Below are 11,144 nucleotides of genomic sequence, written 5' to 3'. Positions count from 1 at the left end.
CTTTCATTCTCTCCCTCAAAAGTCGAAAAAAGAGCCTTAGTGATGACTCTATCACGAAAAATAAACCGTGTCTAGTACACGGATATAATCAATCCGAGGGTGATAACCGCATGATAACAATGATCCATGCGCTTCTATTTCTTCTTTAGTAATTGACTTACGCCCACCATTATTTTGACGGTTCCAAAATGCAATAATATGTTTCGCATCGAGTAAATAAAATTCATCAAAAAGTGTAAATTTAATAATAACAAATGCAACTCCATTATGAGCAATTACTTGCTTCATATGTTCAATTTGATGAAGGTGGAAGTTTTGAAGTGGGAAACTAGTTTTGTTTTTTGTTTCCTTCGCTTCAAAATCGATGTATTTCCCTTTGTATACACCGTTGTAATCCGTTGTAGAAGGTTGTTTAAAATACGCTTCTTTTACCACTGCAGCACTTCGAGCGGGGTAATCTACTTTTACAATTTGAAGAGGTGTAGGTTTTTTATGTACACATGCAATATTATGGGTTAAGTAATATTGATTTGTTTCATTCAATTCCTCTTCAAGGGACATACCTCTATTACTATAAGTATGTTTTTTTATTGGTGTTTTAGGAGGTAGTGAAGCTTGATTGTACCTTTTTCCATTTGGGTAACGAATGGTCATAGTGTGTCCACTCCCAACTTGTTAAGAATTACTTACAAAGGTGATTATATCAAAAAATGAAAAAAGATGTGACCTTTTTGAAGAAAGGCATGATGACTTATTTATGTTTACATGGAATGATTACGAAAAAATAAAACAATATCGTAAAAATATGGTTTGTACAAAAGAAGAAAAAGCAATCATTCACACTATTAAAAAGAAAACAGAAATAGCTAATATGGACAACATTTCTCGGACACAATCGTATCAAAAATTTTATGTAAGAAATAGTGAAATCAGGTGGTCTTTTTTAGCGAGTATGGTTTCGAGAAATGCAGGCTGGAATATGACTGATTTAGAAGGAAGATATTATGCTACTGTTTTGCCTCGATTAGTAAAAAAACATTTGTTTCTCATATATGAACAGGCTAATTGGATTATTTTCTTAGATGCATTTCCACAGTTACTACTATATGAAGAAAGCAAGAGGAGACGTATACCTCTCTTTCATTTGTTGCAATTTTTCAACGTATCACTTTTCATGGAAAAAGAATGGACATTTTTCTGGGAGAAAAAAGATATGAATAGGCTTATGACAGCGCTTATTATAAATGAGCAAAATAAAATTCAAAAACCAGTTATTGAGAATAGCTACTTTAAAAAACATGTATTTCATACGGCGCTTTTTAAAGTTCAAGACATGTTGCATATTAGTGCAGTTATTTTTCCAACCATTGAAGGAGGGATGTATGGGTTTTCAGTTTATCAATTTGAAACGTTGCAAAAGCGTATAGAGCTTGGGAAAAAATTAGCGTGGTTATTGTTTCATCCGACTTATAAACGTTTATTTTATAAGTTTGCACTACAAACTACACATACTGGCTCTAGAGAAGATTATGAATATTACTTAAGGGGAACTAGAAAATCCTATACACCTGCACTAAGAGATGTGTATTCTCTTGTTGCACATGAGGAAATAACAATGAGGGATTGGTTTTGTGAAGATTCGAAAATGAATGCATTGTTTTTATTTGAAGAACCGAAGGATGAAGTTAATATAAAGGAATGGTATAGAAGAAAGAGGGAGCAGATCTATGCAGTTTCTATCGTGAATCGTTTTGTTAAAAGAATAGACGAGTTCATGATATAATAAAAAAGAAGTCCCATCTTTATAAATGAAGATGGGACTTCTTAATGTGAAGAAATCCTGCTAAGTGTGTTAAGATTTTAATCTCAAAACTGAATGAAAGTAGAAGATTAAGGGGGATTTAGAAATTAGTAGTTTGGAAAAGCCCCATTAATTAAACTTTCACTTTATGTAGCAGGGAAGTTTGGGCCATCAAGCTTTGGATTACCAGTCTCGGGTTTATTTTGTTGTTTGTTTTGTTTTTTCTTTTTTTCGTTTTTGTTCTTTGCCATCTTCATACACCTCCTTTTTGTATTGTTACCATTTCTATAAATGACATTCAAAATGATTTCTTTGACGAATAACAACTAGTTTTGTCATGTGTGCAGGAGTGAAGAATTATCCGGCGAAATTACATGACAAAGGAAAAGCAAAGAAGGGGGCGTTTTGTATATGGCGATGGTTCAGAAAGTAGATGTAATGAAAAAAATGGATCAAATGTTAAGTTCTCTCGATTTGCTGGAAATGAATATAGGAATTAGAATAAATCATGCATTGAAGGATAAGAGCGAAAAAATATGTAATAAGATAGAAATAACAGAAATGCATATTGAGCATATGGAAAATAAATTAGTGCATCACGAAGAAAAAGGGAATTGGGTGAAGACGTTTCAAAACATCGTAGTGAGTGCATAATAAGGTGGGAATGAAATGGAGTATGAAGCATTAATACAGTCTTCAGAAAAACTCATGCAGTATAATAATGAAGCGAATGTAAAAAAAAGAGAAATAATTGAATATGACTTTTATAAGGATATGAAGCCGTTTGTAGACATAGTAGATGAGGAATTAAAGGTGTGGAAAGAATTAGCTTATACGTGGATTAAGGAAGAAAAACCGAAGTATATACATGTACAGCAAATTGATCAAGTGTACGATAATTTACAAACGAATGTGTTACAATGTTTTGTAAATAAAGGAAAAGGTAAACGTTTTTTTGAAACACATCAAGCCATTTCGTATACTTTGCAAAATATAGTTGAGCAATGTAAATAACAAGAGGGGAAACCCTCTTGTTTTTTTAAGCTTCTGTCATTGTTGTAGGTTTTGTTGCACCGTTTATTTCTAATTCTTTTATTAATGTTCGGTAATCCGATATACATATTTTTCCTTCGAGATAACAATGTCTCGCAAAGTCTAATAATTCATTTACATTCTCTGTGTAATACCCCTTCTTTTGAGAAAACGCTTGTTTTAAATCCCCTAATACCATGTTGATTCCTCCCCCATGAGAATCTTCTTCTTAATTATCATAGCATGGAAGGGTTTTCTTTTTTAATTTTTTAAAAATTTAAACTTCCGACAAAAATAGACAGATACTCCGTCACACAAATTATTTTACAAGTACATATTATATATGTAGAAACTTATGTGAAGGAGGAGAGAATGCATGTTTCAACAATCTAACGTATATCAGCAACCAAATCCATATGCACAGCAAAATATGTACCAATATAATACGGATACATATTTACGGTATAATATGTATCCTTTCGAGCCTCATTATGGAAATCAAAATTATTACCAGCCATTTGAAGTATCGTTTATGAATCAACAGCAACAGCAGCAACCCTATATGAATCAATCGCAACAAGAGCAACAATCCTATATGAATCAGCAGCAACCTTATATGAACTCACAATATTATATGCCACCACCACCATCATCTCCCTATGGAAATCAACAAGCGATGTTTTATCCGCCAAAACAACCGTATCCGACGATGAATAAACAAAAGCAACAACAGCAACCAAGTCAGTTTTCGAGCTTTGTTTCCCAATTTAAAAATTCAGATGGTAACTATGATGTGAATAAAATGATGAATACAGCTGGACAAATGATGAATGCGATGAATCAAGTGACGGGGATTGTTAAGCAGGTTGGAGGGTTCTTTGGTAAGTGATGATGGTTTGTTGTCCATAATGAAATAGTATGAATGAAGTGTAGCACTAGACAAATTTCCATGAAACAAATGGGTATATATAACAAACGGCTTCACCTCTTTTCTCATATTGTAAAGTGTAATCAGATTTTCTTAACGAGAGAGGAGAGAAAAAACTATGCATCATTGTCATCCTTGTTTTGGAGGGCATAAGCCTGTAGGACCTATTTGTACGACTGCTCCTGTCATTCATCCGACGAAACAGTGTGTAACACATTCTTTTTCAACAACGGTGGTGCCACACATTTTCCCAACGCATACGACACATGTACACCATCAACAAATTAAAAACCAAAACTTCTTCCCGCAAACAAACTCAAATGTAAATGTTGTAGATCCAATCGATCCAGGATTTGGCGGTGGATGTGGACCATGTGGTCATGGTCACCATCACCACGGTCATCAAATATCTCCATTTGGACCAGGGCCAAATGTATCCCCATTTGGACCAGGACCGAATGTATCCCCATTTGGACCAGGACCGAATGTATCACCGTTTGGACCAGGACCGAATGTAGGACCAAATGTAGGACCAAATGTTGGTGGAATATTTAAAAAGTAAATGATATGTTAGAACTAGCAAAATGCTAGTTCTTTTTTTGTAATTGGAGTGTTGATATGAAAGTTGTTGCTGTAACAGGATATAAGCCATTTGAACTTGGAATATTTAAAAAGGATCATCCAGGAGTAGACTGCATAAAAAAAGCGCTGCATCGTAAATTAACTGCTTTTGTAGAAGATGGTTTGGAGTGGGTTATTATAAGCGGCCAGCTAGGTGTAGAATTGTGGGCTGCTGAAGTTGTTTTTGAAATTCAAGTAGCATATCCAGATTTAAAATTAGCGGTATTTACTCCTTTTTTAGAACAAGAAGAAAATTGGAAAGAAGATAACCGTGAATATTACGAATTTATTCTTTCACAAGCAGATCACATTGATAGTATTACGAAACGGAAGTACGAAAGCCCAGAGCAATTTAAATTAAAGAATCAATTTTTTATTGAAAAAAGTGATGCTCTTTTAGCTGTATATGATGAAGAAAAGCCTGGGAGTCCTAAATATATTGTAGAAGTAGCTAAGAAAAAAGGAGAAATAGAAAATTATCACAGTTATTTCATTCTTTTTTCTGATTTACAAGATATAATAGAAGAGGAACAGTGGAATAATGCAGAGTAATATGTAATATTGTACTCGTATATATGATTGACAAAAGGCATTGTTTCTGAAAAAATTTAGTTAATGAAAGTTTTGGCAAAAATTTGAGGTGAAGAAAATGATTTCGGATAAAATTAAATTAACGGCGAAAGATATTTTGGAAAAAGAATTTAAAACAGGTATGAGAGGTTATCAACAAGAAGAAGTAGACAAGTTTCTTGATATGATTATTAAAGACTATGAAGCTTTCCACAAAGAATTTGATCAATTGAAGCAACAAAATGTTCGTTTAAAACGAGAATTAGAAGAACAAAAACTAGCTGCAACACAAGCTCCACAACAACCTGTACAAACACCAGTTGCACAACCGGTATATAACAACACGAATACGGATATTTTAAAACGTTTATCTAACTTAGAAAAAGCTGTATTTGGAAGTAAGTTATACGAATAAAATAAGGTGGAAACAAGGTTGAGGCATTGTACATAGAAAAAAACATTGCAAAATCTTTTTGTTTCCACTATACTAATGGATGTCATAACGTTTGGGCAATCGCTGCAACGCCAACGTTGTAGAGGAAAGTCCATGCTCGCACGGCCTGAGATGGCTGTAGTGTTCGTGCCTAGCCAATTCATAAGCTAGGGTATTCTGGCTGTAAGGCTGGTTTAACGGCAGGGAAAAAACCTAAGTCCTTTCGGATATGGTTTGACTACCTTTAAAGTGCCACAGTGACGAAGTCCTTGAAGAAATGATAGGAGTGGAACGAGGTAAACCCCACGAGCGAGAAACCCAAATAATGGTAGGGGAATCTTTTCCAAGGAAATGAACGACGGAAAAGGACAGGTTTTCATAACCTGTAGATAGATGATTGCTACCGGAGTACGAGGCGTGGGCCGTTTGCAGTACAAAGGAACAGAACATGGCTTACAGAACGTTATGAACCAACTATGAAATAACTCAGCTCTCCTTTGTTAGAGGAGGGCTTTTTATTTGTATGAATTTATAAATTATGAGTTACAATGGTTAATGAGAAAAATTTTCGTAAAATGTAATGATTAATAGGACAAATTGCTATTAATTATTGTTTGAATATACATAAGAGGTGAATGCAAATGGGAAAAGTTACTTTAATTGCAACAGCGGCAATGGGTATTGAAGCGTTAGTTGCCCGAGAAGTTCGCGATCTTGGTTATGAATGTCAAGTAGAAAACAGCAAAGTAACATTTGAAGCAGATGAAAAGGCGATTTGTCGCACGAATTTATGGTTACGTACTGCGGACCGTGTGAAAATTAAAGTTGGCGAATTTAAAGCAACAACATTTGATGAGCTATTTGAAAAAACGAAAGCATTAAACTGGGGAGATTATATTCCAGAGAACGGAGAATTCCCTGTTATCGGTAAATCTCTAAAATCTGAGTTATTCAGTGTTTCGGATTGCCAACGTATCGTTAAAAAAGCTGTCGTTGAAAAATTAAAAACAACATATAAACGTACAACTTGGTTTGAAGAAGATGGTCCATTATTCCGTATTGAGATTGCAATGTTGAAAGACATTGCAACATTAACAATTGATGCGAGTGGTGTTGGACTTCATAAACGTGGGTACCGCATGGATCAAGGGGAAGCTCCTTTAAAAGAAACATTAGCTGCGTCTTTAATTAAATTAACGAACTGGAAGCCAGATCGTCCTTTCGTGGATCCTTTCTGTGGATCTGGAACAATTCCGATTGAAGCCGCATTAATTGGACAAAATATCGCACCAGGATTTAACCGAGGCTTTGCATCGGATGAATGGGGCTGGGTTGGGAAACAAAATTGGCGCGAAGCTCGTCAAGAAGCTGAAGATTTAGCAAATTATAATCAACCATTACAAATCATTGGATCTGATATTGACCATCGTATGATTCGAGTTGCACAAGAAAACGCAGAAGAAGTAGGTTTAGGTGATTTAATCACATTTAAACAAATGCAAGTAAAAGATTTTACAACAAAAGAGGATTATGGCTACGTCGTAACGAATCCTCCATACGGAGAACGTTTAAGTGAAAAAGCACTCGTTGAACAACTGTATAAAGAAATGGGACAAGTATTCCGCCCATTAGATACGTGGTCAGCGTATGTATTAACAAGTTACGAAGCATTTGAGAAGTGTTACGGAAAAGATGCATCGAAGAAACGTAAACTATTTAACGGATTTATCCGTACAGATTACTACCAATACTTCGGAAAACGTCCACCGCGTAATTCATAGTATAAAACTCCTCCAGCACGCATATACTGGCTATTATGTAATGCGTAAAGGAGGCAGTGATATGGATAGTTTTCAATTATCGATGATTCAAAAAGCTATTCACCGTACGTATGATGAGCTCGGAAAAGAAGTGGATAGTCAAGGCGTAATTGTAGATGAGATACAAAAAGCGCAAGAAGAATATTTATCAGCTCTTTCACATGAAACAGCGATTGATAAACGGTATTTAAAGTCATTAATATAGAAGAAAATTTTCCTTTTTCGAAAGGAAAATTTTTTTTCGTGTATTTCTAAGTATTGCAACAGGGGAAAGTGGCTGCACACATATGAGTAGCAGTTACTATATCGTTTTATAGAAAAACTTTTTGGTTGGAGGCTAAGGATGTTTACTGAGAAGAGATTACCATTTGAAGTAGGAAAACAAGATAATTTTTATGATAAGTTGAATGAGTGGATTGGAGATGTATTTTACGACATCCTTCCGGAAAAAGGCTTTGAAGAGCGTGATGAACAAATCTTTATGGCGTTTCAATTAGAGCGTGCTTTCCAAGAGAAAAAAGTTATGTTCGCAGAAGCGGGTGTAGGAACAGGGAAAACGATTGTATACCTTTTATATGCAATTTGTTATGCGCGTTATACAGGAAAACCTGCTATTATCGCTTGTGCAGATGAAACATTAATTGAGCAGCTTGTGAAAGAAGAAGGGGACATTGCTAAGTTATCAGAAGCATTAGGACTATCTGTTGACGTAAGACTTGCGAAATCGATGGATAACTATTTATGTTTACGTAAACTTGAAGATGTTATGAGTGGACGAGCTCCAGAAGTAATTGAAGACGTATATTATGAATTACCACAGTTTGTATTTGATCATGGTACGATGCAAAACTTTACTCACTATGGTGACAGAAAAGAATTTCCACTTTTAAATGATGAGGAATGGTCAAAAGTAAACTGGGATTACTTCCAAGATTGCTTCACTTGTGATTCACGTCATCGTTGTGGACAAACTCTTTCTCGTGAACATTATCGTAAAGCGGCAGATTTAATCATTTGTTCTCAAGATTTTTATATGGATCATATTTGGACGTACGATGCTCGTAAACGTGAAGGACAAATTCCATTATTACCTGAAAGTAGCTGCGTTGTATTCGATGAAGGACATCTTGTAGAATATGCAGCTCAAAAAGCTTTAACGTACCGTTTAAAGCAAACGATGATGGAGCAGCTTTTAACGAGATTGTTACAGAACGATATTCGTGAAGAGTTTGCACATTTAGTAGAAGAAACAATTTGGCAAACAGAGCGATTCTTTGATGTGTTACAAGAGAATAAAAAGGAAATTGAAGGTTCTGATCGTTTAGAAATTACTGTGACAGAAAAAGTAACCGCAGAAGCGAAAAGACTTTATGCAAAAATCGGTGAAGTCGGTGATGCACTAGTATTTGAAAGTGAAATGCATACAGTAAACACATACGATTTAAATATCGTTGATGAACATTTAGATGTGTTAGAACATTCACTTCGTCTTTTCATGCATGAGAAAAATGTAATTACGTGGGGTGAAGAAGGTGATGGTGCCTTCACGTTAGTTATTATGCCGCGTGCAGTTGAAGAAGTGTTACAAGAAAAAGTATTCTCGAAGAAAATTCCATACATTTTCTCTTCTGCGACATTATCGGACAACGATTCGTTCGCATTTACTGCAAATAGCTTAGGGGTAAAAGATTACTTATCATTCTCAGTTGCCTCACCGTTTAATTATGAAGAGCAAATGGCAGTAAACTTACTTTCGCATACGAAAGAAAATGAATGGGAAAGAAAGTGTCAATATACACTTGAAAATATACAGAAAACGAATGGACGTACGCTCGTATTATTCCGTACAACGCAAGAACTTGCAGCGTTCAAAGAATATGTAAGTAAAGAGCAAATGTCAGTTCCGTTCTTATATGAAGGGGATCAAGAAATTAGTCAGCTCGTTTCTCGTTTCCAAAATGAAGAAGAGACTGTACTTTGTGCCGTTCATTTATGGGAAGGTTTAGATATTCCTGGTTCATCATTATCACATGTAATAATTTGGTCATTACCATTCCCTCCAAACGATCCTGTGTTTGAAGCGAAACGTAAGCACGTAAATGATCCATTCTGGGATGTAGATGTGCCATATATGATTTTACGTCTTCGTCAAGGGATTGGACGTTTAATTCGTACGAGCGACGATAAAGGTGCTATATCAATCTTCTTATCAGATACGGAAGATGAAAAAGTGATAGAAGCAGTGAAAAAGGTACTTCCGGTAGAAGGTAAAGTATTGTAAGGAAAAGCTTGGCGCTTGCCAAGCTTTTTTTCTATTATAAAAGGAATTTATGTTTCCGTGTCGAAATAAGTTTGAGGTAGAAAAAGGAGGTCTTTTATACGATGACAGTTGCTACATATGAAGTAGAAAAACAATTTTTAACATATGTGAAGAAGATAGAAAATTACGGAGAAGCATTAAGCTTAATGTTTTGGGATTTAAGAACGGGTGCACCAAAAAAAGGTGTGGATCAGCGTTCAGAAGTCATAGGGATGCTTTCGTCAGAAGTGTTTGCTATGTCGACTTCAGATGAGATGGGGAACTACTTAACTGAGCTTGAAGCTTTAATATCTGAAGATAAACTTTCTGAAACGACGAAGAAAATGGTTGAAGAGTGTCGTAAAGAATATGATAGAAATAAGAAAATTCCACAAGCTGAATACGAAGCGTATGTGAAATTAGAAGCGAAAGCGGAAAGTGTGTGGGAAGAAGCACGCGAAAAATCTGATTTCGAAATGTTCCGTCCGTATTTAGAAAAAATTGTTGAATTCAAAAAGAAATTTATTACATATTGGGGTTACGAAACATATAAATATAATACATTATTAGACATGTATGAGCCTGGTATTACAGTAGAAGTGTTAGATCATGTATTTGGTCAACTTCGTGAGCGTATCGTGCCGCTTGTAAAAGAAATCTCAGAGTCTAAAAAGGGATTAAAAACAAGTGCTTTATCGGAACACTTTTCGAAAGAAAAACAAAAGAACTTTACATTAGAGCTATTAAAGCAATTGAATTATGACTTTGAAGCAGGGCGTCTTGATGAAACGGTACATCCTTTCGAAATTACATTAAATAGAGGGGATGTTCGTATTACAACACGCTATGATGAGAAAGATTTCCGTATGGCTGTGTTTGGAACAATTCATGAATGCGGTCATGCTGTATATGAACAAAATATTGCAGAAAAATTTGAGGGTACACCGCTATGTAGTGGAACATCTATGGGTATTCATGAATCGCAATCATTATTCTTTGAAAACTTTATCGGTCGTAATAAATCATTCTGGAAGAAAAATTATGATTTATTAAAAGAGTATAGTGACGGTCAATTTAACGATATATCAGTCGATGAGTTTTATGATGCGATTAACGAATCGAAGCCTTCATTCATTCGTATAGAAGCAGATGAGCTTACATATCCGCTTCATGTTATGGTTCGTTATGAGCTTGAGAAAGAATTATTTGATGGTACACTACAAGTGAAGGACTTACCAGCGGCTTGGAATGATAAGATGGAAGCATATTTAGGAATTCGTCCAGAAAATGATGCACAAGGTGTATTACAAGATGTTCACTGGGCTGGTGGCTCATTTGGATACTTCCCATCTTATGCGCTTGGTTACATGTATGCAGCGCAATTTCAGCAAAGAATGTTAAAAGATATTCCAAACTTTGATGCATTATTAGAAGAAGGTAACGTGACGCCAATTCGTGAGTGGTTAACAGAAAACATTCATCAATATGGCAAAACGAAAAAGCCACTTGAAATTTTAGAAGATGTAACAGGTGAAGGGCTAAATGCAAACTACTTAGCTGATTATTTAGAAGCGAAGTATAGAGAGATATACGAGTTATAAAAAAGAGCTGCTTAATTGCAGCTCTTTTTTTAAAGGAGA

Annotated in this window: 13 protein-coding genes and 1 other RNA gene; 12 read left to right on the top strand and 2 right to left on the bottom strand. The window is 35.3% G+C overall.

Annotated elements, in window-relative coordinates; all coding sequences use genetic code 11:
• Positions 1-51: 51 nt before the first annotated feature.
• Entirely contained in the window at positions 52-654 is a 603-nt protein-coding gene (gene recU, locus JDS95_RS07070) for a Holliday junction resolvase RecU (protein WP_000155587.1), read from the bottom strand.
• 103 nt (positions 655-757) lie between these two features.
• Here recU and JDS95_RS07065 point away from each other — a divergent pair, with 103 nt between their 5' ends.
• From JDS95_RS07065 to JDS95_RS07055, 3 genes are all read left to right on the top strand, one after another.
• Positions 758-1,783, top strand: a complete 1,026-nt coding sequence (locus JDS95_RS07065; protein ID WP_002105458.1) for a DUF2515 domain-containing protein — start codon at positions 758-760, stop codon at positions 1,781-1,783.
• A gap of 429 nt (positions 1,784-2,212) precedes the next feature.
• Positions 2,213-2,455 (top strand): hypothetical protein, encoded by a 243-nt coding sequence (locus JDS95_RS07060; protein WP_001252045.1) that lies wholly within the window; start codon positions 2,213-2,215, stop codon positions 2,453-2,455.
• A 15-nt stretch (positions 2,456-2,470) separates the two neighbouring features.
• Positions 2,471-2,815, top strand: a complete 345-nt coding sequence (locus tag JDS95_RS07055) for a YppE family protein (protein ID WP_000455491.1) — start codon at positions 2,471-2,473, stop codon at positions 2,813-2,815.
• 25 nt (positions 2,816-2,840) lie between these two features.
• Here JDS95_RS07055 and JDS95_RS07050 read toward each other — a convergent pair whose 3' ends face one another.
• Positions 2,841-3,032: a YppF family protein gene (locus JDS95_RS07050; RefSeq protein ID WP_000242658.1), complete on the bottom strand. Its 192-nt coding sequence runs from the start codon at positions 3,030-3,032 to the stop codon at positions 2,841-2,843.
• A gap of 177 nt (positions 3,033-3,209) precedes the next feature.
• Here JDS95_RS07050 and JDS95_RS07045 point away from each other — a divergent pair, with 177 nt between their 5' ends.
• From JDS95_RS07045 to ypwA, 9 genes are all read left to right on the top strand, one after another.
• Positions 3,210-3,722, top strand: a complete 513-nt coding sequence (locus JDS95_RS07045; RefSeq protein WP_000487694.1) for a YppG family protein — start codon at positions 3,210-3,212, stop codon at positions 3,720-3,722.
• A 157-nt stretch (positions 3,723-3,879) separates the two neighbouring features.
• Positions 3,880-4,323, top strand: a complete 444-nt coding sequence (locus JDS95_RS07040; protein WP_000546286.1) for a spore coat protein — start codon at positions 3,880-3,882, stop codon at positions 4,321-4,323.
• A 56-nt stretch (positions 4,324-4,379) separates the two neighbouring features.
• Positions 4,380-4,934 carry an SLOG family protein gene (locus tag JDS95_RS07035; RefSeq protein WP_000869383.1) on the top strand — a complete coding sequence of 185 codons (555 nt, stop codon included), beginning with the start codon at positions 4,380-4,382 and terminating at the stop codon, positions 4,932-4,934.
• Between the two features lie 97 nt (positions 4,935-5,031).
• Positions 5,032-5,367, top strand: a complete 336-nt coding sequence (gene gpsB, locus JDS95_RS07030; protein ID WP_000622427.1) for a cell division regulator GpsB — start codon at positions 5,032-5,034, stop codon at positions 5,365-5,367.
• An 87-nt stretch (positions 5,368-5,454) separates the two neighbouring features.
• Positions 5,455-5,846: RNase P RNA component class B (gene rnpB, locus JDS95_RS07025), an RNA gene on the top strand.
• Positions 5,847-6,026: 180 nt separating this feature from the next.
• Positions 6,027-7,166 carry a THUMP domain-containing class I SAM-dependent RNA methyltransferase gene (locus JDS95_RS07020; protein WP_000521231.1) on the top strand — a complete coding sequence of 380 codons (1,140 nt, stop codon included), beginning with the start codon at positions 6,027-6,029 and terminating at the stop codon, positions 7,164-7,166.
• A gap of 61 nt (positions 7,167-7,227) precedes the next feature.
• Positions 7,228-7,410: a DUF3921 domain-containing protein gene (locus tag JDS95_RS07015; protein WP_000376898.1), complete on the top strand. Its 183-nt coding sequence runs from the start codon at positions 7,228-7,230 to the stop codon at positions 7,408-7,410.
• A 138-nt stretch (positions 7,411-7,548) separates the two neighbouring features.
• Positions 7,549-9,486, top strand: a complete 1,938-nt coding sequence (locus JDS95_RS07010; protein ID WP_000493721.1) for an ATP-dependent DNA helicase — start codon at positions 7,549-7,551, stop codon at positions 9,484-9,486.
• Positions 9,487-9,587: 101 nt separating this feature from the next.
• Positions 9,588-11,105 (top strand): carboxypeptidase, encoded by a 1,518-nt coding sequence (gene ypwA / locus JDS95_RS07005; protein WP_000215061.1) that lies wholly within the window; start codon positions 9,588-9,590, stop codon positions 11,103-11,105.
• Positions 11,106-11,144: the final 39 nt, after the last annotated feature.

This window comes from Bacillus cereus group sp. N24 (genome assembly GCF_016483345.1).
Taxonomy (GTDB): Bacteria; Bacillota; Bacilli; order Bacillales; family Bacillaceae_G; genus Bacillus_A; species Bacillus_A toyonensis.
The sequence above is the reverse complement of the archived record's forward strand: the minus strand, read 5'-3'. Positions and strand labels throughout refer to the sequence as shown.

What these genes read in the sequence shown, in the direction of transcription:
- ypwA (WP_000215061.1), top strand. Translation starts at nt 9,588, where the DNA reads ATGACAGTTGCTACATATGAAGTAGAAAAACAATTTTTAACATATGTG.
- JDS95_RS07045 (WP_000487694.1), top strand. Translation starts at nt 3,210, where the DNA reads ATGTTTCAACAATCTAACGTATATCAGCAACCAAATCCATATGCACAG.
- JDS95_RS07055 (WP_000455491.1), top strand. Translation starts at nt 2,471, where the DNA reads ATGGAGTATGAAGCATTAATACAGTCTTCAGAAAAACTCATGCAGTAT.
- JDS95_RS07050 (WP_000242658.1), bottom strand. Translation starts at nt 3,032, where the DNA reads ATGGTATTAGGGGATTTAAAACAAGCGTTTTCTCAAAAGAAGGGGTAT.
- JDS95_RS07060 (WP_001252045.1), top strand. Translation starts at nt 2,213, where the DNA reads ATGGCGATGGTTCAGAAAGTAGATGTAATGAAAAAAATGGATCAAATG.
- JDS95_RS07015 (WP_000376898.1), top strand. Translation starts at nt 7,228, where the DNA reads ATGGATAGTTTTCAATTATCGATGATTCAAAAAGCTATTCACCGTACG.
- JDS95_RS07020 (WP_000521231.1), top strand. Translation starts at nt 6,027, where the DNA reads ATGGGAAAAGTTACTTTAATTGCAACAGCGGCAATGGGTATTGAAGCG.
- JDS95_RS07010 (WP_000493721.1), top strand. Translation starts at nt 7,549, where the DNA reads ATGTTTACTGAGAAGAGATTACCATTTGAAGTAGGAAAACAAGATAAT.
- JDS95_RS07065 (WP_002105458.1), top strand. Translation starts at nt 758, where the DNA reads ATGTTTACATGGAATGATTACGAAAAAATAAAACAATATCGTAAAAAT.
- JDS95_RS07035 (WP_000869383.1), top strand. Translation starts at nt 4,380, where the DNA reads ATGAAAGTTGTTGCTGTAACAGGATATAAGCCATTTGAACTTGGAATA.
- gpsB (WP_000622427.1), top strand. Translation starts at nt 5,032, where the DNA reads ATGATTTCGGATAAAATTAAATTAACGGCGAAAGATATTTTGGAAAAA.
- recU (WP_000155587.1), bottom strand. Translation starts at nt 654, where the DNA reads ATGACCATTCGTTACCCAAATGGAAAAAGGTACAATCAAGCTTCACTA.
- JDS95_RS07040 (WP_000546286.1), top strand. Translation starts at nt 3,880, where the DNA reads ATGCATCATTGTCATCCTTGTTTTGGAGGGCATAAGCCTGTAGGACCT.